This is a genomic window from Aeromonas sp. SE22, assembly GCF_038739755.1.
GTDB classification, from domain to species: Bacteria; Pseudomonadota; Gammaproteobacteria; order Enterobacterales; family Aeromonadaceae; genus Aeromonas; species Aeromonas jandaei.
This window is the reverse complement of the sequence record NZ_JBCGFD010000006.1, coordinates 180,030-202,971: the sequence shown is the minus strand read 5'-3', so window position 1 is coordinate 202,971 and position 22,942 is coordinate 180,030. Positions and strand designations below refer to the sequence as shown.

Here is a 22,942-nt window from a genome sequence, read left to right as displayed (position 1 = left end):
CGTGAGGCTTAACCATACAACACCCAAGAAGTGTTCTAAGGCTTGTAGCAAATACGAACGAATTACTTACGTCAGCTTTCTCAGATTGAAGATTTTGCCTGGCGGCAATAGCGCCGTGGAACCACCTGATCCCATGCCGAACTCAGAAGTGAAACGCGGTAGCGCCGATGGTAGTGTGGCATTCGCCATGCGAGAGTAGGACACTGCCAGGCACCCAATTTTAGATTACGCGGATAGCGTGGTCTTTACCGGTTAGTGTGCTGATATGGCTCAGTCGGTAGAGCGCATCCTTGGTAAGGATGAGGTCCCCAGTTCGATTCTGGGTATCAGCACCATCTTTAAGTTAGTTTTAAAAGCTTTTGCCTGACGGCAATAGCGCCGTGGAACCACCTGATCCCATGCCGAACTCAGAAGTGAAACGCGGTAGCGCCGATGGTAGTGTGGCATTCGCCATGCGAGAGTAGGACACTGTCAGGCACCTATTTAGAAGAGGCCTCCCATTCGGGAGGCCTTTTTGCATTTCTGCGTTCCAAAAATCTGCACCGCCGCCGGCATTTTAGTAAAAGTGCTGGGCTATCAAGGGATTGCCCGTTACTCTTTAGCCGTTACCGATTAACACGTGATGCTGCCAGCGAGGTATTGATGGCTACGTTGAAGGAAATTGCACAGGAAGCGGGGGTTTCTCTCGCCACGGTATCCCGGGTACTGAACGAGGATCCCAGCCTGAGCGTCAAGGAAGAGACCAAGCAGCGGATCTTCGAGATTGCCGAACGGCTGGAGTACAAGACCAGCAGCGCCCGCAAGGGGGTACACAAGAGCAAGCTGCACTTTCTGGTGGTCTATGCCTATCCCCAGAGTACCGAGGTCAACGACCCTTACTATCTCGCTATCCGTTATGGCATCGAGACTCAGAGTGCCCGCCTCAATATCGAACTGACCCATCTCTACAACTGCGGTGAAGGGCGCGAACTGAGCGCTGTGGATGGCATTCTGGTGGTCGGTACCCTCACAGCCGAGCGTCTCGTCCAGCTAAGGGCTTGTTCCAGCCAGCTGGTGTTTGTCGACTGCCGTTCACAGGGAGAGTTCGACTCGGTCGATGTGGATCTCGCCCTGATCAGCCAGCAGGTCGTCGATTACTTCATCGCGCAGGGGCACCAGCGCATCGGCTATATCGGTGGCCAGGACGAGAATCCGGATCTGCGTGAACTGGCCTTCCGGGATTATGGCCAGCGGCTGGGGGTGGTGCAGGAGAGCGATCTCTATCGTGGGGACTTCTCCAGCGCTTCCGGCTACCAGTTGGCGAAGGAGATGCTGGCCGGCGATTGGCCCAAGGCGCTGTTCGTCGCCTCCGACTCCATCGCCATCGGTGTGCTGCGTGCCATTCACGAGAAGGGACTGGCGATTCCCCAGCAGATCGAGCTTATCAGCGTCAACGATATTCCGACCGCCAAGTTCACCTTCCCGCCGCTCTCCACGGTGCGGATCCACTCCGAGTTGATGGGCTCCCAGGGGGTCAATCTGCTGGTCGAACGGCTGCGAGACGAGCGGGATATTCCACTCCGGGTGCTGGTACCGAGCAAGTTGACCCTGCGCGGCACCACCCGCTGATTTTAGTAAAACATTCTGCTTTTTAGTCGCGCCATCATGCGGTGGTGCGACACCTCTCCCAAGCAAACCTCTTTCCCATATCATCCAACAACTTCATATCATATTGTTTTGTAGCTGATTTTATTGCAGATCAGCCAACTGCTATCAACAACCATGCCACTCATCCATATCTTGCCCTCCTTTATCTCCCGCTTCTGATCTCGCTCACAAAACCATCTGTTCATTGTGATCAGGTTAAAACTTTACCAATTCAAAGCTGATATTTAGTAAATGTTTATCTAAAGTTTACCCAGTCAAAGTTGCCTTGTTCCGGGAGGACATGTGAATAACTGGGAAAACGTCCAATTCGTTGGTGAAAACAGGCTGGCCCCGCGTGCCTACTTCTTCTCTTATGCCGACCACGCGCTGGCGGCCATCATGCAGCGCGAGCTGAGCCGCCGTTTTCTGAGCCTTGGCGGCCAGTGGCTGTTTCACTACTTCGACCACCCCCTGCAGGTGCCGGAGGCCTTCTATCACAGCCCCATGAGCGAGTGGGGCCAGATCACTGTGCCCAACATGTGGCAGATGGAAGGACATGGTCAGCTGCAGTACACCGACGAAGGTTTTCCCTTCCCCATCGACGTGCCCTTCGTGCCGACCAACAACCCCACCGGCGCCTATCAGCGCAGCTTCACGCTGAGCCCGGCCTGGGGCGGCGAGCAGGTGATCATCAAGTTTGACGGGGTGGAGACCTACTTCGAGGTCTATGTGAACGGCCACTACGTCGGTTTCAGCAAGGGGAGCCGTCTCACCGCCGAGTTCGATATCAGTGCCTACGCCAACATTGGCGAGAACCTGCTGTCAGTGCGGGTGATGCAATGGGCTGACTCCACCTATATCGAAGATCAGGATATGTGGTGGATGGCGGGGATCTTCCGCGACGTCTATCTGGTGGGCAAACCGGCCGCCCATGTGCAGGACTTCTTCATCCGCACTGCGCTGGCTGATGACAATCAAAGCGCTACCCTGAGCTGCGACATTCAGCTGGAGAATCTGGGGGCGGCAGCCCGTGATCACCGTCTGGTCTGGTCGCTGCTGGATCAGGGCAGCGAGATCGCCAACGGCTCGCTCGACCATCTCGCCATCGATAGCAAGTGTGATTGCCGCTTCACGCTGGATCTGGCCCACCCCCATCTCTGGAGTGCCGAAGATCCTTACCTCTACCAGCTGCAACTCTCCCTCTACAACGGTCAGGGCGAGCTGCTGGAAGTGATCCCGCAGCGGGTCGGGGTGCGTGAAATCAAGGTCAAGGATGGCCTCTTCTACGTCAACGGCCACTACCTCAAGCTGCACGGGGTGAACCGGCACGACAACGACCACCTCAAGAGCCGTGCGGTCGGCATGGATCGTGTTGAGCGCGATATCGTGCTGATGAAGCAGCACAACCTCAACTCGGTACGTACCGCTCACTACCCGAACGACCCGCGCTTCTACGAGCTGTGCGACCAGTATGGTCTGTTCGTGATGGCGGAGACCGACGTGGAGACCCACGGTTTTGCCAACGTCGGCGATCTCAGCCGCATCACCGACGACCCCTTCTGGGAGCCGGTGTTCGTGGATCGCATCGAGCGCCATGTTCACGCCCAGAAGAACCACCCCTCCATCATCATCTGGTCGCTGGGTAACGAGTCCGGCTACGGCTGCAACATCAGAGCCATGTACCAGCGCTGCAAGGCGATCGACCCGACCCGGCTGGTGCACTACGAAGAGGATCGCGATGCCGAGGTGGTGGATGTGGTGAGTACCATGTACTCCCGCGTCTCCCAGATGAACTGCTTTGGCGAGTTCCCGATGGCGAAGCCGCGCATCCTCTGTGAATACGCCCACGCCATGGGCAACGGCCCGGGTGGCCTCAGCGAATACCAGCAGGTGTTCGACCGCCATCCCCACATTCAGGGTCACTACATCTGGGAGTGGTGCGATCACGGTATTCTGGATCAGGACGAGCAGGGCCGCCCCGTTTACAAATACGGCGGCGACTACGGCGACTATCCCAACAACTACAACTTCTGCATGGATGGCCTCATCTATCCGGATCAGACCCCGGGGCCTGGCCTGCGTGAATACAAGCAGGTGATCTGCCCGGTCAAGGTGCGCGCGCTGGATCTGGCGAGCGGCAAGCTGGAAGTGGAAAACCGCTACTGGTTCTCCACTCTCGACGATATCCGCCTGCTGGTCGAAGTGAAGGCCGAGGGCGAACTGCTGGCCAGCCAGCAAATCCGGTTGGAAGGGATTGCCCCCGGTGCCACCACAGATCTGCAACTCGAACTGCCATCCCTAGATGGGCGGGAGACTTTCGTCCAGCTGCGGGTCATCAAGGCCACCGCCACCCATTACAGCGCGGCGGAGCACGAGCTGGGCCAGTACCAGTTCCAGCTGAAGGCATCGACTCGCCAGCTGCAGCCCTTTGCCAATCCCAACGCCACTGCGTTGCAGATTGCCGATGAGCGCCTCGCGCTGACCTTGAGCGGCAGCGGCTTTGCCCTGCGCTTCTCGCGCCTCGACGGCAAGCTGGTGAGCTGGCAGCAGGACGGTATCGAGCTCATCGAGCGCTCGCCGCGCCTCACCTTCTTCAAGCCGATGATCGACAACCACAAGCAGGAGTACGAGAGCTTGTGGCACCCGAACCACCTGCAGATCATGCAGGAGCACTTCCGTGGCTTAAGCTGGCGTCAGCTGGGCGAGGCAGTCGAGGTGACGGTCGAGAGTCTGATCGCACCGCCGGTGTTCGACTTCGGCATGCGCTGCCGCTACGTCTACACCCTGAGCCCGAACGGCCAACTGCACGTGGCCCTATCCGGTCAGCCCTACGGCGGCTATGACGACATCATCCCCAAGATCGGCTTCGAGCTGGGCATTCGTCAGGATCTCGACCGGGTGCACTACTACGGCATGGGCCCGGGCGAAAACTATCAGGACAGCCGCCAGAGCAACTGGATCGACAGCTTCCAGAGCACGGTGAGCGAGATGTGGGGGCACTACCCCTTCCCGCAGGACAACGGCAACCGCCAGCAGGTGCGCTGGGCGACCCTGACCAACCGCCACGGCGCCGGTCTCTACGTGCGACCCGATGCCCCCATCAACCTGAGCGTCTGGCCCTACAGCTGGGAGCATATCCACGCGGCGCAGCACATCAACGAGCTGGAACCGAGCGGTTATCTCACCCTCAATCTGGATCACAAGGTACTGGGGCTCGGCTCCAACTCCTGGGGCTCCGAGGTGCTGGACTCCTGGCGGGTGCGCTTCGAGCCATTCAGCTTCGGCCTGACCCTGCTGCCCATCGCCCGTGGCAACCTCAATCCGGCTGCACTGGCCGGGCTCGATCTCACCATCAACGGCGGGAGGAACCTCGCATGATCACCCTGGACAACCTGACCCTGTTCACAAACATCTACCGGGAAGGCAAGAAGTGGGGCCGCTGCGTGGAGGCCATCAACAACCTGCCGAACCTCAAGCCAGGAATCTGCCACTCCATCGGTGACTCCCTCACCTACCGCTTGCAGGAGGGGGCCAGCCCGGCCACCTCACTGTTCGAGGGGCAGCGCCGCTACTTCGACGTTCACTACTACCTGGAAGGAGCAGAGACGGTGGAGTGGGCCCCCAAATCGGAGCTGGCGGTCGAGCAGGCTTATGACGACACCACCGACCGCGAGTGGCTGGCCGGTGAGGTGCGTGAGCGCCAGCAGGTGGGCAACGGGCAGGTGGTGATCTTCGAGAACGACGAGGCTTACAGGTTTGTCGGCGACGGGCCGGTGCGCAAGGTGATCATCAAGGTCACCGTCGAAGGCGGCTACTTCAAAAACAAATAACAAGCCGCCGGTTCTGCACTGATAAAAGCCGGAAGGGCGGGGCTCACCCTACAAATCATGCCCCGCCCTTTCGCGGCAATAACTACAGGTCTGGAGATGCACCATGTCTGATTCCAAACGCAATACGATAGGCAAGTTTGGTCTGCTGTCGCTCACCTTCGCGGCGGTATTCAGCTTCAACAACGTCATCAACAACAACATCGAGATCGGTCTGGCCTCGGCCCCGATGTTCTTTCTGGCCACCATTTTCTACTTCATTCCGTTTTGCCTGATCATTGCGGAATTTGTGTCACTGAACAAAAACTCCGAAGCGGGGGTGTATGCCTGGGTGAAGAGTTCCCTCGGCGGGCGCTGGGCCTTTATCTCCGCCTACACCTACTGGTTCGTGAACCTCTTCTTCTTCACCTCGCTGCTGCCGCGGGTCATCGCCTACGCCTCCTATGCCTTCCTCGGCTATGAGTACATTCTCACCCCGGTGGCGACCACGGCATTGAGCATGGTGCTGTTCGCCTTTGCCACCTATGTCTCCACCAACGGTGCCAAGATGCTCGGCCCCATCACCTCGGTGACCTCGTCCCTGATGCTGCTGCTGACCCTCTCCTACATTCTGCTGGCGGGTGCGGCACTGGTGGGCGGCGTACAGCCAGCCGACCCCATCACGGTAGAGGCCATGGTCCCCGACTTCAGCTGGGCCTTCCTGGGTATTACGACCTGGATCTTTATGGCAGCCGGTGGCGCCGAGTCTGTGGCGGTCTACGTCAATGACGTGAAGGGCGGCTCCAAGTCCTTCGTGAAGGTGATCATCGTCGCCGGGATCTTTATCGGCGTGCTCTACTCCATCGCGTCGCTGCTGATCAACGTGTTCGTCCACAGCGACACCCTGAAATATACCGGCGGCTCGGTGCAGGTGTTCGAGGGGCTGGCCGCCTACTTCGGCCTGCCGGAGATCCTGATGAACCGCTTCGTGGGTCTGGTCTCCTTCACCGCCATGTTCGGCTCCCTGCTGATGTGGACCGCTACCCCGGTGAAGATCTTCTTCTCCGAGATCCCGGCCGGTATCTTCGGCAAGAAAACCGTCGAGCTGAACGAGAACGGCGTGCCCGCCCGTGCAGCCTGGATCCAGTACCTCATCGTGCTGCCGCTGATGGTGATCCCGACTCTGGGTTCCAACACAGCGCAGGATCTGATGAACACCGTCATCAACATGACCGCCGCCGCTTCCATGCTGCCGCCGCTGTTCATCATGCTGGCCTACCTCAATCTGCGTCTGAAGCTCGATCACCTGCCGCGGGATTTCAGGATGGGTTCGCGCACCACCGGCATCGCCGTGGTCTCGGTGCTGATCGCCATCTTCTCGGTGGGCTTCCTCGCCTCCACCTTCCCGACCGGTGCCGACATCATGACCATCATCTTCTACAACGTCGGCGGGATCGTGATTTTCCTCGGCTTCGCCTGGTGGAAATACAACAGATACGAGGCCTCTCTCAATGCCGAAGCGCGTGCCAAAGAGGCCCAGCCGACAGCGCAGGTTGCCATGCAGACGCCATAGCCACTGCATTGAATCCCAATCAAACCGGGTGGCCGTTGGCCACCCGCAAACCGTTGAACCAGAAAAGGAAAAGAGCATGAGCGAGACGATCGAGTTTGCCGAATTCAAACGGGTCGAGATGAAGGTGGGCAAGGTGCTGGAGGTGGTGCGTCACCCCGGTGCCGACAAACTCTACATCGTCCAGATCGACGTGGGTGGCGAGCGGCCGCTGCAGACCGTCACCAGTCTGGTGCCTTACTACAGCGAAGAGGAGCTGATGGGCAGCGAGGTGGTGGTACTGACCAACCTCAAGCCCACCAAAATGCGCGGTGAGCGTTCCGAGTGCATGTTGCTGTGTGCCGAGACCCCGGACGAGAGCCAGAGCGTGCTGTTGCAACCGCGGGTGCCGATGGCGCCGGGCACCCCGATCGTCTGAATGGTATTGCGAGCCGGTGCGGGAGACGGCACCGGTTCACCAGCGAGGCCGCCCACGCGGCCCGATCATAACAAGAGAGTAAAGCGCGGGGCCGACAGACCCTTGCCGAACACATCACAGAGTCACAGCGCTCCCCGCAGGGAGCGCGAGTCCACTGGAGGACACCATGTCTGAATCCGTACGCGGCACCATAGGCAAGTTTGCCCTGTTGTCGATGACCTTTGCCGCCGTGTTCAACGTGCGCAACATCGTCAACAACAACATCGAGCTGGGGCTCAGCTCCGCCCCCATCTTCCTGCTGGCGACCATCGTCTACTTCATCCCGTTTGTTTTCATCATTGCCGAGTTCGTCTCGGCCAACAAAAACTCCGAGTCGGGGATGTACGACTGGCTGAAAAAACCGCTCGGCACCCGGATGGCCTATCTGGGCTCTTTTCTTTACTGGTTCGTGAACCTGTTCTGGTTCGTCTCCCTGCTGCCCAACGTCATCGCCTACGCCTCCTACGCCATGCTGGGCTATGAGTACAGCTTCTCGCCCATGGTCACCTCGATCATCTCCATCGTGCTGTTTGCGGCGGCGACCCACATCTCCACCAAGGGGGCGAGCTGGCTCGGCAAGATTGCCGAGATCGTGGCCTACGGGGTATTTGCCCTGTTCGCCATCTATGTACTGGGCGCCCTCATGGCCCTGAGTGGCGATCATGTGCCGGCCCAGCCCATCACGCTGGAGGCGATGACCCCTACCGTCAACTGGGCGACCCTCGGCATCATGTGCTGGATCTTCCAGGCGGCGGGCGGTGCCGAGACCGCAGCGGCCTACCTCAATGATGTGAAGGGGGGCCAGAAGTCCTTCATCAAGGTGATCATCAGTGCCGGTATCGTCATCGGCGCCATGTATGCGGTCGGTTCCCTGTTGGTGAACGTGTTCGTGCCGCGCGAGAGCCTCACCTATGCCGGCGGCATGGTGGAGATCTTCACCGGCATGGCGCAGTATTTCGGGCTTTCCGAGGCGCTGGTGGGCCGCTTCGTCGGCGTGGTGCTGTTTATCGCCATGTTCGGCTCCATGATGATGTGGACCTCGGCGCCGGTGAAGATCCACTTCTCCGAGATCCCGCAGGGGGTTTACGGCGAGAAGACCACCCAGCTCAACGAGCACGGCGTGCCGGTGCGCGCCGCCTGGTGGCAGTTTGTCTTCGTGTTCGCGATGCTGGTGGTCAATGGCTTCGGCTCCGAGTCGGTGCAGCAGATGATGAACACCGCCATCAACCTCACCGCCGGCACCGCCATGCTGCCGCCGATCTTCATCATGGTGGCCTACTTCGTGTTCCGCTGGAAACATGACGACACCCCCCGCGACTTCCGCATGGGGTCGCGCAAGTTCGGGATGGGCGTGGTGTCTGTGCTGATCGCCATCTTCGTGGTGAGCATGAGTGCCTCCGCCTTCCCGGCCGGGGTGGATCTGGTGCGCGCCTTCTTCATCAACGTCTTTATGACCGCGGTCTTCTCGGCGCTGGCCTACTGGTGGATCTCCCGCTTCGAGAAGCGGCAGGCCCGCAAGCTCGGCGGCAATGAGAAGAAAAGCGGCAACGACAAGCTGGCCAGCCAACGCTGATCGGCTAGGTGAAAAAGCGGAACGGGCGGCCTTGGTCGCCCGTTTTTTTATCCATTTTTAGCCGTTTGGGAGCTGTCAGGGCCGGCTTATCGTCAACTTTTGCTACTCGATATGGTGAAGGCGTTAAGCATTGATGAACAATTATTCGCCGCTCAACTTTGCGCCTCTCCGTTATCGGGGTAAGCTGGAGGTTCGTTTTAGCGGGAGGTGCCAGACATCTCCCGCTCTGTTTCTTGCCCTCCCCAATCCTGACTGTCGCCATGGCTGCGGGATGCCCTTCTGATGGAGACCTTTCGTGCGTCTGGATCCCTTTACTGTTGTGCTGATTGCGGTGGTCACCCTGGCCTCCCTTTTTCCCTGCGAGGGGCAGGTGGCTGTCTGGTTCGGTCTGCTGACCAAGCTGGCGGTGGCGCTCCTGTTCTTCATGCATGGCGCCAAGCTGTCGCGCCAGAACCTGCTGGCAGGCCTCGGCCACTGGCGGCTCCATCTGGTGGTGATGCTCAGCACCTTCGTGCTATTTCCGCTGCTGGGGCTGCTGCTCACCCCGCTGGTACCGAGCTGGCTGAGCCCGGCCATCTACCTCGGCTTCCTCTATCTCTGTGCCCTGCCTGCCACAGTGCAGTCGGCTATCGCCTTCACCTCTATGGCGGGGGGCAATGTGTCGGCGGCGGTGTGCAGCGCCTCGGCCTCCAGCATCCTCGGCATCTTCCTCTCGCCGGTGCTGGTGGGGATGATGATCCACGTGCAGGGGGAGGGGATCGACACCTGGCACTCCATCCAGTCCATCATGATGCAGCTGATGCTGCCGTTCGTGGTGGGCCACCTGTCGCGCCCGCTCATCGGTCGCTGGGTCGATAGCCACCGCCCGCTCATCGGCAAGCTGGATCAGAGCTCCATTCTGCTGGTGGTCTACGTCGCCTTCAGCGAAGCGGTGGTGCAGGGGATTTGGCACCAAGTAGGTTGGTACGATCTGGCCAGTATCGTGCTGCTGAGCTGCGTATTGCTGGCGCTGGTGCTCTGCTGGAACGTATGGATCAGCCGCCGCCTCGGCTTCGACAAGGCGGACGAGATCACCATCGTTTTCTGCGGCTCGAAAAAGAGCCTCGCCAACGGGGTGCCGATGGCCAACGTCATGTTCCCGGCCGCCAGCGTCGGGGTGATGGTGCTGCCGCTGATGATCTTCCACCAGATCCAGCTGATGGTCTGCGCCGTGCTGGCGCGCCGCTATCATGAGCAGGGGCATTGATACTCGCGCCGTTTTGACAGCCATAACAAGAGAGAGGGAGGCCAGTTGGCCTCCCTCTTTTCATCTGCATGCCGACCGGCGGATTAGCGTTTGCGCCAGACGGTGAGCTGCGCCACCGTGTGCTGGTATTTGCGGGCGGTCTCGCGGATGACGAAGGGCACATCCCGCGGCGGGCAGTGCTCTTCGAACTCCGCCGCCAGCAGCCGTTGCAGCGCCTGATAGGTGGTGAGCGCCTCGCCGTTTTCGCGAATACCGCCGAGCCAGTTGGCGGGCGGGGTATATTCCGCCAGCCAGGTATAGGGGCTGGTGAGCACCAGCAGGCCACCGCTGCGCAGCCGCGGGGCGATATCCCGCAGGAAGCGGGCGGGCTCCCGCAGCCGGTCGATGAGGTTGGAGGCGAGCACCAGATCGTAGTGGTCATATTTGGGCTTGAGGTTGCAGGCATCCCCCTGACTGAAGTGGATGCGCTCAGCCTGACTTGCCCCCAGCCCGTGGCTCGACAGGCGTGCCTCGCAATACTCCACCAGTTCACCCTCCAGCGGAATGGCGTAGCGGAAACTGTCCTGACTGGCGAGGGCCAGCGCCACATCGATGAAGCGGGCCGAGTAGTCCACCCCGTCCACATGCTGGAAGTGGCGGGCCAGTTCGAAGCTGGCGCGGCCGGTGGCACAGCCGATATCCAGCGCCCGCTGGTGGTTGCTGCACAGCTCGCCAGCAAGATCAGCAAGCGTCTTGGCGTAGTTGGCTACCCCGAAGTGGCTCGGGCCGTACTGGAAGTCGAGGTACTGAGCGACCAGCGTGTCGGTTTCATAGGGATTCACGATAACGGGTTCCTGATAACGGGAGACCAGATAGCGGAAACCCGCATGCTGGAAGAAGTGACGCCGGAAGGCGTAACGGGATGATTTGAGCGCTTCGTTACCTGTGCTGATCCAGCTGCCGCCCTTGATCAGGGTGTGCTTGCCATCAAAGGTGGGGGTGGAGAAGTCGTCGTAGAGCGGGTGGATTTTAAAGCCGTCGAAGCCGTCGATGGCGGTGCTGGTCCACTGCCAGACATTGCCCACCAGATCGAAGAACTCCCCTTGCGGGCAGGCATCCACCGGGCAGGAGGAGGCGAAACGGGCCAGATTGATATTGCCGGGGGCCTCCGTCCAGTCCGGCTGATCGCCGGGTAGCTGCTCGCGCAGCAGCATCCATTCCGCCTCGCTCGGCAGCTTGATGGGGAGTCCGGTCAGGGCCGCCTTCCAGCGACAGAAGGCAGCCGCCTCCAGCTGATTTACCTCGACTGGCCAGTCCCATGGCATGGCGATCTGCTCGGTCATCAGCCGCAGCTGCAATTGTTCGGGCTTGGTGGAATCACCCACCCAGAAGGTGGGCATCTGCGCCTTGGCGTACTGGCACCAGCCCCATCCCTCCTCATCCCACCACTGTTGCTGGCCATAGCCGCCCGCCTGGACGAAGGCGAGGTACTCGGCATTGCTCACCAGCATGCGGCTGGCCTGAAACGGGGCCAGCTCGATCTGGCGCTCGCCATATTCGTTGTCCCAGCCGTAGGTGGCGTCCCGCTTGCCAAGGCGCACCTTGCCGCCGGCCACCGGCAGGAGGCTGTTGGCGGGCACCTGATCAATGCGGTGGCGGGCTTCGGTGCAGGCGGGCCAATAAGGCTGCTGCCGCACCCAGGCGAGTGGCAACTGGCGGATCAGCACGCTGGAGGTCTCGAGGTGGATGCGCTCGTGCTCTATCCCCATCAGGATCACCCAGGCCGGGCTCTGCCAGTCGATGGGCAGAGTGAGCGGCATCTGGCGAATAAAATCGCACACCAGCGAACGGACTTTGGCCCGATAGCTGCGCAGCTCGCTGACTTTGGGCCAGTCGTAGTGGGTCTCGTCCAGATCGTCCCAGCTCATCTCGTCCACCCCGATGGCGACCATGGCCTCGATGCGGGCATCCAGCCGCTGGTCGATCAGGCGCGCCGCCAGCAGCTTGTTGATGAAGAAGGCGGCGGTGTGGCCGTAGTAGAAGATGAGCGGGTGGCGCAGCGGGATCGCCTTGTTGAACCAGGCCCGCTCATCGGCCAGACAGTCGAACAGTGAATCGTAGAGATCGAAGGTCTGGCAGAAGTAGGCGAGCAGCTCGCGCCGTTTCTGCTCGGGATCGCTGCCGGTCAGCAACGGGGTGCGAGTCGGCTCCGGCAGACCGGTGGCAGTGGAATAGAGAGGGCTTGCTTGGGTCACGCTCTGACTCCTTGTTGGCAGTGAAGACTGACAAGACAGTGGTAATGACATTACCGCAATAGAGAGCTTGGTACGCACGAAGTACCACTATTGGCTCAACAGACCGGCAGGGCAATCCAAAACTTCCACGGCTTGTCAGCGTAGCGACCTCGCGAACGGCTCGCCAGCCAGCTCTCCACCTGCCTGTTAGGGGATGGTCAGATTCGCCAAATGGTGGTCTAAATGGCTCTTTTTAATGCGTGCCACTTCTTACTGTTGATTTTATTTTTATTGAAAATCATATGGTTAGCTTCTGGCATGGCCATTGCTATCTGTGGTTTCATACGGCCTCTATTTTTGTGGTTTCGAACAGGGCCTGTCAGGTGGCTTATCAATAAATAAAAAGGAGAACAGTTATGCGGTGGATGATTGGCGTCTTGGTGGCGTTGGTGATGGGAGGTTGCAACGTCTTTGCCGACACCGAGATCAAGGGGGAAGGTGTCCCGGTCGAGCGCCAGCAGGCACTGGGCGAGCGGGTGACCCGGGTGCTGGCGGGAACTCCGGCCACCCTCCATTTGGTGGCGGGGGAGCAGCGCGGCATCCTGATCAAGGGGCAGGCAAATCTCTTGCCGTATCTGGAGCTGACCGAGCGCGGCAGCAAGCTGGAGATCGAGGTGAAGGATGGTTACCGACTGCGGCCTACTGAACCGCTGGAGATCACCATCACCCTGCCAGAGCTCAGCGAAATGGCGCTGGCAGGTACCGGCAACGGCGATCTGCACGGCTTCAAGGGCGAGGCGCTGGAGCTGTCAGTGGCGGGAACCGGTGGTATCGTCGCCAGCCAGCTGGAGGTACAGCGATTGAAAGGCAATATCGCTGGTGCAGGCAGCCTGGATCTGGGAAGCGGCTCTGCCGCCAGCATCGAGCTGAACATTGCCGGTGCTGGCGATGTGCTGGGCAGCGAAATGCGTAGCAACGAGGTCGAGGTCAATATCGCCGGCAGCGGTGATGTGGAGGTGCGGGCCCAGAAAACGCTCAAGATCGGCATCGCAGGCACTGGCAACATCACCTACTGGGGTGACCCCGAGGTGGAGCAGCAGATCGTGGGCTCCGGCGGAGTGACCCGAGCGGGCAGCTGAAGCCAACCGATCACCACAACTGAAGCAGGCCCGCAACGGGCCTGTTTTGCTTTTCCCACATGGCGCAACTCACCGTGCCATTTGTGCAGATCCTGCATAAGTGATGTTCCGGCCCGCCGGTTTTTCAATACATCCCGCTCCCTAATAATGCGCCTCATCCGCTATGGCGAACTTATCAACTACTGAGGCGTCACTGATGACAACATCATTACCTTTTGCAAATGCCGTGCTCGATGATCAGGCTCTGGTCAGCGGGCTCAAATCCATTCACCCGACCTGGGGCGACATGACGGTTCGCGTGGCTGGTGAAGCCTGGGGCATGCCGCTGCTCGACCAGAAGAGCAAGGCGCTCATCACCATCGCCATCGACCAGATGGCCCTCAACGTCAGCGGTGAAGGCAACCCCTTCGCAGCCCATGTCGATATGGCACTCAAGCAGGGGGCGACCTGGCAGGAGCTTGAAGAGCTGATCGTCTTTGCATCCGTCTATACCGGCTTCAACAAGGGAGCGACCACCATGGGGGCGCTCAACAAATTGCGCCACGAGCGGGGGGATATCTGATGGCCATTCCAGGACTGAAAAAGCCGGATCATATCGGTTTTACCGTGCCCAATCTGGCAGAGGCGATCGCCTTCTTTCGCGACCACTTCGATTTCGAGCTGGCCTATGAGTTCGGGCCCTTTGTGGCGAGTGACAACTGGATGGCGGAGCACCTCAACGTGAATGCCCGCGCCGAGATCACCAGCATTGCGGTGATGAATGCCAAAGGGATCAATCTGGAGATCTTCGAGTACGCCAGCAATATCGAGCGTAACCTCAAGGCTCCCAACAACGCCGATATCGGTGGCCACCATCTCGCCTTCTATGTGGATGACATGGCGGCGGCAGTGGCTTACCTGAAGGAGCGGGGGATCGCCGTGCTGGGCGAGCCGACCTGCATGACTGAGGGGCCGACTGCAGGAGAGTCCTGGGTCTATTTTCTTGCGCCATGGGGCATGCAGCTGGAGCTGGTCTCCTATCCGCAGGGCAAGGCCTATAGCCGTCAATCACCCGTCGCCCTGTTTGATCCACGATGAACGCGCTCCCGGTTTTGCTAATCGTGATGGCCGGCATGGGCCTCTCCTTCGAAGCGGGCCTGCTGGGCCCCCTTGGTGAACAGGTGGGTCATCTGTGGGCCACCCTGAGCATCTTCGGCGTGGGGGCAGCACTGCTCTGGCTGATCCGTTTCTTCACGGTGCGGGGGCCATCCACAGGGTGGCATGGGGTGCCGAAATGGCAGCTGATCGGTGGCTTGCTCGGCCCCATCTATGTGGTGGCGCTCACTCTCTCGACCCCGATGCTGGGGGTAGCGATGACGATGATCTGCGTCCTGCTGGGGCAGGTGACCAAGAGCTTTGCCATCGACTACTTTGGCTGGTTTGGCATGCCGAAACGGGCAACCCGTCCCCTGCGGCTGGTGGCGCTCGGCTGCATCGCGCTGGCGCTGCTGTTTACCTATCTGGGAGCAAACTGATGGTGCTGATTATCGTGTTGGCCATCGTCTCCGGCATGGCGCTCAGCGCCCAGGCGGCGATCAATTGTCAGTTGGGGTCGCGGGTCGGCGTGGTGCAGAGTTCGCTGCTCACCTTCACCATGGGCACTGTGGTGACCGCCCTGCTGATCTTCTTCTTTGAGCCGCCCTATCAGGCGACCCTGCTCAGCGTGCCGAAGTGGCAGCTGGTCGGTGCCCTGTTCGGCATTGTCTACATGGTGGTGATGGTCGCGGCCATTCCACGGGTAGGGGTCGCCATCGCCACTGTAGCCACCATTCTGGGCCAGATGGTGATGAGTCTGGTGATCGATACCATGGGTTGGCTGGGCAATGCCCCCATCCCCCTCAACTACTGGCGCCTTGCCGCCATGATGGCCGTCGCTGCGGCGCTGCTCTGCATCTATCTGGCGAACCGACAACAGGAACAAGTAAATGAGTGAACAGGCAACAACCCTGATGGTCTTTTTCAATCTCAAACCGGGGACGAACGAGGCGGATTATCTGGCGTGGGCACGGGAGGTCGATCTGCCCACCGTGAACCGGCTCAACAGCGTCACCTCGTTCGAGGTGTTCAAGGGGCTGAAGATGCTGGGGCAGCAGAGTGCCTCGCCGTGGGACTACTTCGAAGTGATCCGCATCGAGTCGGAGACGCAATTTCTGCAGGAGATCCAGAGTGCGCAGATGCAGCAGGTGATCCGTCAATTCGAAACCTTTGCCACGGATGCCCATTTTATCTGCACCCGGGACATCACCACGCTGTAGCCGGCTAGCCAGTGGTGAAGGGGATACCACTCTTGCCACTGGCTTGGCTGCCACAACATCAGAGGCTTTATGAAAAAACAGCTAGGCGAATACCTGCACGTGCTGGCCATCATCTTTCCGCTGACACTGCTGATCCCGCGCTGGATGGCGCCGCTGCTGGCGAGATGGCAGCTCGACTCCGCCGCACCAGTCGCAGTGTTGCTCATCGACAGCGTGATCGTGGCCTGCGCCGTCTTTGTCTTACTGCCGGCGCTGCGCACGCTGACCGGCAGGCTGTCTGGCTAAACCTGTCTGGCATCCCAGTAGCAGGGAGAGCCATATTTTCCCGCCAGAAAATCGATCACCACCCTCACCTTGGCGGCGAGCTGGTCGGTCTCCAGATAAAGTGCGCTGATCACCTGCTGCTCCACGCTGGTGGAGACGGTGAACCGGGTCATGATCGGCTTGAGCCGCCCGGTTTTCAGCTCCTCGCCGATGAGCCAGGTGGGGAACACTACAATCCCGGCACCCGCCACCGCGCCGGCAACCAGGGTATCGGCATTGTTGCTGTAGAGGGTGCCGCTCACCTCATAGGGTTGCAGCTGCTCCTGGCCGATGAACCAGCGTTGCAGGCCATTGCTCCCCTTGAAGACCAGACAGTTGTGCTGCACCAGCTCATCCGGACTGGCCGGTTCGCCATGGCGATTGAGGTAGTCGGGGCTGGCCGCCATCACGTAGTACTGCTGGCCAAACTGCTTCATTCGCAGGGATGAGTCTTGCGAGATCCCGATGCGGATCAGCAGGTCGATCGACTCGGCAGCCGGATCGACATAGTGATCCGTCTGCTGCAACTCGACCTTGAGCAGGGGGTAGCGCTCCAGCAACTCGGTCAGATAGGGGGCGATGTGAAGCCGGCCAAAGGCGACCGGCGCGCTGATCCGGATGGTGCCTCTCGGGGTGTCCGCCCGCTGCTCGATCTGGCCGACCACCCGCTCATACTGCTGGAGGATCTCGGCGCACTGTTTGGCAAAGGCGACCCCCTCCTCGGTGAGGGAGATGGAGCGGGTATGGCGGTGCAGCAGCTTGGAGCCCACCTTCTCCTCCAGTTGAGCCATCTTGCGCGAGACGGACGAAGGGGTCATATCCTGCCGACGCGCCACATCTGAAAAGCTGCCAAACCGGGTGGTCATCAGAAACAGCTTTATCTCCAACAACGAAACGTCGTAATTCACGGGATACCTCCTCCATCGCAATCCTCAAGGGTAATCGGCCGACCTTGGCCAGGGCAAGCCGGTATCATGCGGAGGCTGCTGCCACTGATACTCTGCTCTGGCATGCCGTTACCACGAGCAGCAAGGCTGATCTTGTCCGATCACCACAACACCAACTGAAACAGGCCCGTTACGGGCCTGTGTTGATCAGAGGTGGCGGGCGTGAAAGCGCAGGTGCGCCTCGATAAAGCTCGCCACGAAGTAGTAGCTGTGGTCATAGCCCTCGTGGCGGTTGAGCTCCAGCGGCCACCCCTTGCTGGCAGCCACCTCGGCCAGCGCGTCGATATGCAGCTGCTCGGCGAGGAAGGGATCATCCAGCCCCACATCCACCAAGGTTGGCAGCGGTGTGACCGGCTGGTGGCGCAGCAGCTGGCAGGCATCCCACTCCTGCCACAGCAGAGGATTGCTGCCGAGATACGCCCCGAGCGCCTTCTGGCCCCAGGGGCAGCGGCTCGGGTGGCAGATCGGGCTGAACGCCGAGACCGCGCGGTAGCGACCCGGCTCCCGCAGCGCGGCGATCAGCGCACCGTGACCGCCCATGGAGTGGCCACTGATGGCGCGTCGGGTCGAGACCGGGAAGTGAGTCTCGATCAAGTCAGGCAGCTCGCGGGTGACGTAGTCATACATCTGGTAGTGCGCCTGCCAGGGGCTCTGGCTGGCATTGACGTAAAAGCCTGCGCCCATGCCGAGGTCATAACCGGGATCGTCCGCTACGCCGTCGCCGCGGGGGCTGGTGTCCGGCGCTACCAAGGCGATGCCGAGCTCGGCGGCGATACGCAGGGCACCCGCCTTCTGCATGAAGTTCTCATCGGTGCAGGTGAGGCCGCTGAGCCAGTAGAGCACCGGCACCTTCTGGCCGGTGAGAGCCTGGGGCGGCAGATAGATGGCAAAATTCATCTCGCAGCCGAGCACAGTGGAGCTGTGGCTGTAGCGCTTGTGCCAGCCGCCGAAGCTCTTGTTGCTGCTGATTATGTCCAGATTCATCGAAGGACTCCTGCACCCCGCCCACAATGGCGGGCGGGGTGATCATGCTCAGTAGTGGATGACGGTGCGGATGCTCTTGCCTTGGTGCATCAGATCGAATGCCTCGTTGATCTGTTCCAGCGCCATGGTGTGGGTGATGAAGTCATCGAGGCGGAACTCACCCTGCATATAGCGCTGCACATAGCTCGGCAGTTCGCTGCGACCGCGTACCCCGCCGAAGGCGCTGCCGCGCCAGACCCGGCCGGTGACCAGCTGGAACGGACGGGTGCTGATCTCCTGACCCGCTCCGGCGACGCCGATGATGACCGACTCGCCCCAGCCCTTGTGGCAGCACTCCAGCGCCGCGCGCATCACCTTGACGTTGCCGATGCATTCAAACGAGAAGTCGACGCCGCCATCGGTCAGCTCGACGATCACCTCCTGGATGGGTTTGTCGTAGTCGTTCGGGTTGATGCAGTCGGTGGCACCCAGCTTGCGGGCAAGCGGAAACTTGCTCTCGTTGATGTCGATGGCGATGATGCGACCGGCCTTGGCCAGACGGGCACCGATCACCGCCGAGAGGCCGATGCCACCGAGCCCGAAAATGGCGACGCTCTCACCCTCTTTCACCTTGGCGGTGTTCATCACTGCGCCGATGCCGGTGGTGACGCCGCAGCCGAGCAGGCAGACCTCTTCCAGCGGGGCGGCCGGGTCCACCTTGGCGATGGAGATCTCCGGCAGTACCGTGTACTCGCTGAAGGTGGAGGTGCCCATGTAGTGATAGATGGGCTGACCATCTTTCGAGAAGCGGGTGGTGCCGTCCGGCATCAGCCCCTTGCCCTGGGTGGCGCGGATCTTCTGGCACAGGTTGGTCTTGCCGGATTTGCAGAACTTGCACTCGCCGCACTCGGGGGTGTAGAGCGGGATCACGTGATCGCCCACCTTGACGCTGGTGACCCCTTCGCCGACGGATTCGACGATGCCGCCCCCCTCGTGGCCGAGGATGCAGGGGAAGACCCCTTCCGGATCTTCACCGGAGAGGGTGAAGGCATCGGTGTGGCAGACGCCGGTGGCGACGATGCGCACCCGCACCTCGCCCGCTTGCGGCGGCATGACTTCTACTTCTTCGATGGAGAGGGGCTGACCCGGGCCCCAGGCGATGGCGGCTTTACACTTGATGCTTTGAACCTGTGCCATGAATGACATCCTTCTTGTTGAGCAGGGTGAACAGAGATGAGTTCGGGCATTCAGTGTAGTTTCCCGCCGATTTGGTGATAATGAGGGCAAATCTCAAATCACTTTTACACACAGGTAATAATGTTCGGCTGGGAAGGGATCTGTGAATTTGTCAGCGTGGCGGAGCAGGGGGGCTTTACCCCGGCTGCGCGCAAGCTGGGAGTGTCGGTGGCGCAAGTCAGCCGTCAGGTGGCACAGCTGGAGGATCGGCTGCAGGCCAAGCTGCTGCTGCGCACCACCCGTCAGGTGCGGCTCACCGAGCTTGGCGAGATCTACTATCGCCACTGCCGTCAGCTGCTGGACAACCTCTACGAGGCGGAGCTGGCGGTGGGGCGTCATCAGGCGGTACCGCAAGGCACCCTGCGCATCACGGCCCCCGTCTCCTACGGCGAGAGCCGCATTGCCCCGCTGGTGAACGACTTCATGGTGCGTTTCCCCCAGCTGGAGGTGACCCTCAACCTGACAAACCAGCTGCTGGATCTGGTGCACGAGGGCTACGATCTGGCGCTGCGGCTCGGCCATCTCAAGGATTCGACGCTGGTGGCGCGCAAGCTGGCGCAGCGGGTGCCCTATGTCTGCGCTTCACCGGCCTACACCGCCCGCCACGGCATCCCCAACAGCCTCTCCGAGCTGACCCGCCACACCTGTCTGGTGGGCAACAGCGACGAGTGGCACTTCACTCTGGATGGCCGCCCCCATAGCGTGCGGGTGCGCGGCTTGTTGCAGTGCAACAGCGGCCACGCCCTGCTGGATGCGGCGCTCAAGGGAATCGGCATCATCCAGCTGCCGGACTACTACGTGAGCGACCATCTGGCCCGCGGCGAGCTGATCGAGCTGCTGCCCGAACTGCGGGCTCCGGCAGAGGGGATCTGGGCCCTCTATCCCCATAACCGCCACCTCTCCCCCAAGGTACGGCTGCTGGTGGACTATCTGGCCGAGCGGCTGAGCGACCCGCACCAACCGGCGCTGGTGATGCCGATAGGTTAGGGCGCTTCCCAGCCGCTGACTTACCGGCGGTAGGCGACAGGTGTGATGGCCGGAAAATAAAAGAGCCCTTGAGGAATCAAGGGCTCTTTTGCAGGTAACAACCGGATGGTCAGTGACCCATCACTCGATGTTCTGGATCTGCTCGCGCATCTGCTCGATAAGGACTTTCAGCTCGACGGCGGACTGGGTCACTTCGGCGTTGATGGACTTGGAGCCAAGCGTGTTCGACTCGCGGTTGAACTCCTGCATCATAAAGTCGAGGCGACGGCCACAGGCGCCACCCTTCTTCATGATCTTGTTGGTCTCGCTGATGTGCATCTCCAGACGATCCAGCTCTTCGGCCACGTCGATCTTCTGGGCCAGCAGCACGATCTCCTGCTCGATACGGGCCGGATCCAGCTCCACCTTGGCTTCGGCCAGACGGTCGGTGAGCTTCTGGCGCTGCCATTCGATGATCTGCGGCAGGTGGACGCGCACCTTCTTCACTTCCACCTGAATGCCGGCCAGACGCTGTTCGATCAGCGCCTTGAGGTTGGCCCCTTCGCTGGCGCGGGAGGCGAGAAAATCTTCCATGGTCTGGTCAAACCCACCGAGCAGTTCGGTGGCGACCGCGTCCATGTCCTGCTCGGCGGCAGCCATGACGCCCGGCCAGCGCAATACGTCGACCGGATTGAGCTGGCCCTGACCCGCCTCTTTCATTACCCAGCTGGCGCTGTCGATGATCAGCTTGGCCAGCTCTTCATTGATATGGAGCTGGCTGGCTGCGGCCTGAGCGGCCTCGAAGCGCAGGTTGCACTCCACCTTGCCGCGCTGCAGTTTGGCGCGGAAACGCTCACGCAGAACCGGCTCCAGGCTGCGCAGTTGCTCCGGCAGGCGAATGTAGGTCTCCAGATAACGCTGGTTGACCGAACGAATTTCCCAAACGGCTGTGCCCCAGTCGCCCTTGAGTTCCTTGCGGGCGTAGGCGGTCATGCTGTGAATCATTGATTGTTCCGGGCTTGATGAAGTGTGGTGGGATTATACCCAGCGGGGGCCGATGCGTCAGCCGAAGTGTTGGTTTTAGCGGCTGATATTTGGGCCGCGATGGCTTATACTCCTGCGCCAATTCAGCCAGCCCAGAGGTCCGTCCCATGTCACGTCCAAGCGATCGCACTGCCGCGCAGCTTCGTCCGGTCACCATTACCCGCCACTTCACCAAGCATGCTGAAGGGTCCGTGCTGGTGGAATTCGGCAACACCCGCGTGCTCTGCACCGCCAGCGTTGACACCAGCGTGCCGCGCTTCCTGAAAGGGAAGAATCAGGGCTGGGTCACTGCCGAGTACGGCATGCTGCCGCGCTCCACCCACTCCCGGATGAACCGTGAAGCGGCCTCCGGCAAGCAGAGTGGTCGCACTCTGGAGATCTCCCGTCTGATCGCCCGCTCCCTGCGCGCGGCGGTAGACCTGACCGCCCTTGGCGAGCACTCCATCACAGTTGACTGTGACGTGCTGCAAGCCGATGGCGGCACCCGTACCGCCTCCATTACCGGTGCCTGTGTGGCGCTGGTGGATGCGCTGAACTGGATGGTCGAGAAGGGCATGATCAAGCAGAGCCCGCTCAAGCAGATGATCGCCGCCGTCTCCGTCGGCATGTATCAGGGTGAAGCCATCTGCGATCTGGAGTACATCGAAGACTCCGCCGCCGAGACCGATATGAACGTGGTGATGACCGAAGATGGTCGCATCATCGAGGTGCAGGGCACCGCGGAGGCCGAGCCCTTCACCCATGAAGAGTTGCTGGAGATGCTGGCGCTCGCCAAGGGCGGCATCGCCGACATCATTGCGCTGCAGAAGCAGTCGCTCTCCTGATTTTAAAAACGCGGCATTGACCGCGTTTTTTTATACCCCCACACCAGTAAACGACAAGCCAAGCAAGGAGCCAGAATGAAAGCCTACCAGCGTCAATTTATCGAGTTCGCCCTGGAGAAGCAGGTCCTCAAATTCGGTGAATTTACCCTGAAATCCGGTCGTAAAAGCCCCTACTTCTTCAACGCCGGTCTGTTCAACAGCGGCCGCGATCTGGCCCGTCTCGGCCGCTTCTATGCCGCCGCCCTGATGGATGCCGGTATCGAGTTCGATGTGCTGTTTGGCCCGGCCTACAAGGGGATCCCCATCGCCTCCGCTACCGCGGTGCAGCTGGTGGAGCAGCACGATGTGGACGTGCCCTGGTGCTTCAACCGCAAGGAGGCCAAGGATCACGGCGAGGGCGGCAATCTGGTGGGCAGCCCGCTCAAGGGGCGCATCATGCTGGTGGACGACGTCATCACCGCCGGTACTGCCATCCGCGAATCCATGGATCTGATCCAGGCCAACGGCGCCTCGCTGGCCGGCGTGCTGATCGCGCTGGATCGTCAGGAGAAGGGCAAGGGCGAGCTCTCCGCCATTCAGGAGGTGGAGCGTGACTACGGCGCCCACATTATCGCCATCATCCAGATGAGCGACCTGATCCAGTATCTGGAAGAGAAGCAGGCCGAACAGCCAGAGCTGGCGGTGCAACTGGCCGCCATGAAGGCCTATCGCGCCCAGTACGGTATCTGAGTTCCG

At 60.7% G+C, this 22,942-nt stretch carries 22 protein-coding genes, 1 tRNA gene and 2 rRNA genes; 20 read left to right on the top strand and 5 right to left on the bottom strand.

Annotated features, from left to right (window positions below; translation table 11 throughout):
* The first annotated feature begins 97 nt into the window (after positions 1–97).
* From rrf (AAHA39_RS12475) to AAHA39_RS12430, 10 genes are all read left to right on the top strand, one after another.
* Positions 98–212, top strand: a 5S ribosomal RNA gene (gene rrf, locus AAHA39_RS12475).
* A 47-nt stretch (positions 213–259) separates the two neighbouring features.
* Positions 260–335 (top strand) — tRNA-Thr (locus tag AAHA39_RS12470).
* A 27-nt stretch (positions 336–362) separates the two neighbouring features.
* Positions 363–477 (top strand): 5S ribosomal RNA (rrf, locus tag AAHA39_RS12465).
* Between the two features lie 165 nt (positions 478–642).
* Entirely contained in the window at positions 643–1,608 is a 966-nt protein-coding gene (ebgR, locus tag AAHA39_RS12460) for a transcriptional regulator EbgR (protein ID WP_005342046.1), read from the top strand.
* 321 nt (positions 1,609–1,929) lie between these two features.
* The gene (ebgA, locus tag AAHA39_RS12455; protein ID WP_320655772.1) at positions 1,930–5,004 is read left to right on the top strand and encodes a beta-galactosidase subunit alpha; all 3,075 of its coding nucleotides are present in this window, start codon (positions 1,930–1,932) and stop codon (positions 5,002–5,004) included.
* Positions 5,001–5,456, top strand: coding sequence for a beta-galactosidase subunit beta (locus tag AAHA39_RS12450; RefSeq protein ID WP_320655771.1), 456 nt, complete (start codon positions 5,001–5,003; stop codon positions 5,454–5,456). Before ebgA ends, AAHA39_RS12450 begins: the two co-directional genes overlap by 4 nt.
* 103 nt (positions 5,457–5,559) lie before the next feature.
* Entirely contained in the window at positions 5,560–7,005 is a 1,446-nt protein-coding gene (locus AAHA39_RS12445) for an amino acid permease (protein ID WP_320655770.1), read from the top strand.
* A gap of 76 nt (positions 7,006–7,081) precedes the next feature.
* Positions 7,082–7,420 carry a tRNA-binding protein gene (locus tag AAHA39_RS12440; protein WP_005342042.1) on the top strand — a complete coding sequence of 113 codons (339 nt, stop codon included), beginning with the start codon at positions 7,082–7,084 and terminating at the stop codon, positions 7,418–7,420.
* 166 nt (positions 7,421–7,586) lie between these two features.
* Positions 7,587–9,032: an amino acid permease gene (locus AAHA39_RS12435; protein WP_215802663.1), complete on the top strand. Its 1,446-nt coding sequence runs from the start codon at positions 7,587–7,589 to the stop codon at positions 9,030–9,032.
* 295 nt (positions 9,033–9,327) lie between these two features.
* Positions 9,328–10,278 carry a bile acid:sodium symporter family protein gene (locus tag AAHA39_RS12430; protein ID WP_058056266.1) on the top strand — a complete coding sequence of 317 codons (951 nt, stop codon included), beginning with the start codon at positions 9,328–9,330 and terminating at the stop codon, positions 10,276–10,278.
* 83 nt (positions 10,279–10,361) lie between these two features.
* Here the strand turns inward: AAHA39_RS12430 and ovoA are convergent, their stop codons facing one another.
* A complete protein-coding gene (gene ovoA, locus AAHA39_RS12425; protein WP_320655769.1) occupies positions 10,362–12,512 on the bottom strand; it encodes a 5-histidylcysteine sulfoxide synthase in 2,151 nt (716 codons plus the stop codon).
* A gap of 395 nt (positions 12,513–12,907) precedes the next feature.
* On the opposite strand from ovoA, the gene AAHA39_RS12420 reads away from it, so the two are divergent.
* The 7 genes from AAHA39_RS12420 (at position 12,908) to AAHA39_RS12390 (ending at position 16,209) form a co-directional block, all read left to right on the top strand.
* The gene (locus AAHA39_RS12420) at positions 12,908–13,630 is read left to right on the top strand and encodes a head GIN domain-containing protein (RefSeq protein WP_320655768.1); all 723 of its coding nucleotides are present in this window, start codon (positions 12,908–12,910) and stop codon (positions 13,628–13,630) included.
* Positions 13,631–13,826: 196 nt separating this feature from the next.
* Entirely contained in the window at positions 13,827–14,192 is a 366-nt protein-coding gene (locus tag AAHA39_RS12415; RefSeq protein ID WP_041209456.1) for a carboxymuconolactone decarboxylase family protein, read from the top strand.
* A complete protein-coding gene (locus tag AAHA39_RS12410) occupies positions 14,192–14,707 on the top strand; it encodes a VOC family protein (RefSeq protein WP_320655767.1) in 516 nt (171 codons plus the stop codon). Before AAHA39_RS12415 ends, AAHA39_RS12410 begins: the two co-directional genes overlap by 1 nt.
* Positions 14,704–15,144, top strand: coding sequence for a DMT family transporter (locus AAHA39_RS12405; protein WP_320655766.1), 441 nt, complete (start codon positions 14,704–14,706; stop codon positions 15,142–15,144). The genes AAHA39_RS12410 and AAHA39_RS12405 overlap by 4 nt, the downstream gene beginning before the upstream one ends.
* Complete coding sequence (locus AAHA39_RS12400; RefSeq protein ID WP_320655765.1) at positions 15,144–15,602, top strand: DMT family transporter; 459 nt, start codon at positions 15,144–15,146, stop codon at positions 15,600–15,602. The genes AAHA39_RS12405 and AAHA39_RS12400 overlap by 1 nt, the downstream gene beginning before the upstream one ends.
* Positions 15,595–15,924, top strand: coding sequence for a hypothetical protein (locus AAHA39_RS12395; protein WP_069529754.1), 330 nt, complete (start codon positions 15,595–15,597; stop codon positions 15,922–15,924). The genes AAHA39_RS12400 and AAHA39_RS12395 overlap by 8 nt, the downstream gene beginning before the upstream one ends.
* Before the next feature lie 69 nt (positions 15,925–15,993).
* Positions 15,994–16,209 (top strand): hypothetical protein, encoded by a 216-nt coding sequence (locus AAHA39_RS12390; protein WP_320655764.1) that lies wholly within the window; start codon positions 15,994–15,996, stop codon positions 16,207–16,209.
* Here the strand turns inward: AAHA39_RS12390 and AAHA39_RS12385 are convergent.
* From AAHA39_RS12385 to AAHA39_RS12375, 3 genes are all read right to left on the bottom strand, one after another.
* Positions 16,206–17,135 (bottom strand): LysR family transcriptional regulator, encoded by a 930-nt coding sequence (locus tag AAHA39_RS12385; RefSeq protein ID WP_320655763.1) that lies wholly within the window; start codon positions 17,133–17,135, stop codon positions 16,206–16,208. The genes AAHA39_RS12390 and AAHA39_RS12385 overlap by 4 nt on opposite strands.
* 186 nt (positions 17,136–17,321) lie before the next feature.
* Positions 17,322–18,158, bottom strand: a complete 837-nt coding sequence (gene fghA, locus AAHA39_RS12380; protein ID WP_320655762.1) for an S-formylglutathione hydrolase — start codon at positions 18,156–18,158, stop codon at positions 17,322–17,324.
* A 48-nt stretch (positions 18,159–18,206) separates the two neighbouring features.
* Complete coding sequence (locus AAHA39_RS12375; RefSeq protein WP_040095041.1) at positions 18,207–19,334, bottom strand: S-(hydroxymethyl)glutathione dehydrogenase/class III alcohol dehydrogenase; 1,128 nt, start codon at positions 19,332–19,334, stop codon at positions 18,207–18,209.
* Positions 19,335–19,454: 120 nt separating this feature from the next.
* On the opposite strand from AAHA39_RS12375, the gene AAHA39_RS12370 reads away from it, so the two are divergent.
* Entirely contained in the window at positions 19,455–20,360 is a 906-nt protein-coding gene (locus tag AAHA39_RS12370; RefSeq protein ID WP_005342034.1) for a LysR substrate-binding domain-containing protein, read from the top strand.
* 120 nt (positions 20,361–20,480) lie between these two features.
* On the opposite strand, the gene AAHA39_RS12365 is transcribed toward AAHA39_RS12370, so the two are convergent.
* Positions 20,481–21,344 carry a YicC/YloC family endoribonuclease gene (locus tag AAHA39_RS12365; RefSeq protein ID WP_042031958.1) on the bottom strand — a complete coding sequence of 288 codons (864 nt, stop codon included), beginning with the start codon at positions 21,342–21,344 and terminating at the stop codon, positions 20,481–20,483.
* Positions 21,345–21,490: 146 nt separating this feature from the next.
* Here AAHA39_RS12365 and rph point away from each other — a divergent pair, with 146 nt between their 5' ends.
* The gene (gene rph, locus AAHA39_RS12360; protein WP_026080315.1) at positions 21,491–22,207 is read left to right on the top strand and encodes a ribonuclease PH; all 717 of its coding nucleotides are present in this window, start codon (positions 21,491–21,493) and stop codon (positions 22,205–22,207) included.
* Positions 22,208–22,282: 75 nt separating this feature from the next.
* Positions 22,283–22,936 (top strand): orotate phosphoribosyltransferase, encoded by a 654-nt coding sequence (gene pyrE / locus AAHA39_RS12355; protein ID WP_019446197.1) that lies wholly within the window; start codon positions 22,283–22,285, stop codon positions 22,934–22,936.
* The last annotated feature ends 6 nt before the right edge of the window (positions 22,937–22,942 follow it).

What these genes read in the sequence shown, in the direction of transcription:
- AAHA39_RS12405 (WP_320655766.1), top strand. Translation starts at nt 14,704, where the DNA reads ATGAACGCGCTCCCGGTTTTGCTAATCGTGATGGCCGGCATGGGCCTC.
- rph (WP_026080315.1), top strand. Translation starts at nt 21,491, where the DNA reads ATGTCACGTCCAAGCGATCGCACTGCCGCGCAGCTTCGTCCGGTCACC.
- ebgR (WP_005342046.1), top strand. Translation starts at nt 643, where the DNA reads ATGGCTACGTTGAAGGAAATTGCACAGGAAGCGGGGGTTTCTCTCGCC.
- AAHA39_RS12415 (WP_041209456.1), top strand. Translation starts at nt 13,827, where the DNA reads ATGACAACATCATTACCTTTTGCAAATGCCGTGCTCGATGATCAGGCT.
- fghA (WP_320655762.1), bottom strand. Translation starts at nt 18,158, where the DNA reads ATGAATCTGGACATAATCAGCAGCAACAAGAGCTTCGGCGGCTGGCAC.
- pyrE (WP_019446197.1), top strand. Translation starts at nt 22,283, where the DNA reads ATGAAAGCCTACCAGCGTCAATTTATCGAGTTCGCCCTGGAGAAGCAG.
- AAHA39_RS12365 (WP_042031958.1), bottom strand. Translation starts at nt 21,344, where the DNA reads ATGATTCACAGCATGACCGCCTACGCCCGCAAGGAACTCAAGGGCGAC.
- AAHA39_RS12375 (WP_040095041.1), bottom strand. Translation starts at nt 19,334, where the DNA reads ATGGCACAGGTTCAAAGCATCAAGTGTAAAGCCGCCATCGCCTGGGGC.
- AAHA39_RS12400 (WP_320655765.1), top strand. Translation starts at nt 15,144, where the DNA reads ATGGTGCTGATTATCGTGTTGGCCATCGTCTCCGGCATGGCGCTCAGC.
- AAHA39_RS12435 (WP_215802663.1), top strand. Translation starts at nt 7,587, where the DNA reads ATGTCTGAATCCGTACGCGGCACCATAGGCAAGTTTGCCCTGTTGTCG.
- AAHA39_RS12440 (WP_005342042.1), top strand. Translation starts at nt 7,082, where the DNA reads ATGAGCGAGACGATCGAGTTTGCCGAATTCAAACGGGTCGAGATGAAG.
- AAHA39_RS12445 (WP_320655770.1), top strand. Translation starts at nt 5,560, where the DNA reads ATGTCTGATTCCAAACGCAATACGATAGGCAAGTTTGGTCTGCTGTCG.
- AAHA39_RS12395 (WP_069529754.1), top strand. Translation starts at nt 15,595, where the DNA reads ATGAGTGAACAGGCAACAACCCTGATGGTCTTTTTCAATCTCAAACCG.
- AAHA39_RS12370 (WP_005342034.1), top strand. Translation starts at nt 19,455, where the DNA reads ATGTTCGGCTGGGAAGGGATCTGTGAATTTGTCAGCGTGGCGGAGCAG.
- AAHA39_RS12450 (WP_320655771.1), top strand. Translation starts at nt 5,001, where the DNA reads ATGATCACCCTGGACAACCTGACCCTGTTCACAAACATCTACCGGGAA.
- AAHA39_RS12390 (WP_320655764.1), top strand. Translation starts at nt 15,994, where the DNA reads ATGAAAAAACAGCTAGGCGAATACCTGCACGTGCTGGCCATCATCTTT.
- AAHA39_RS12410 (WP_320655767.1), top strand. Translation starts at nt 14,192, where the DNA reads ATGGCCATTCCAGGACTGAAAAAGCCGGATCATATCGGTTTTACCGTG.
- AAHA39_RS12420 (WP_320655768.1), top strand. Translation starts at nt 12,908, where the DNA reads ATGCGGTGGATGATTGGCGTCTTGGTGGCGTTGGTGATGGGAGGTTGC.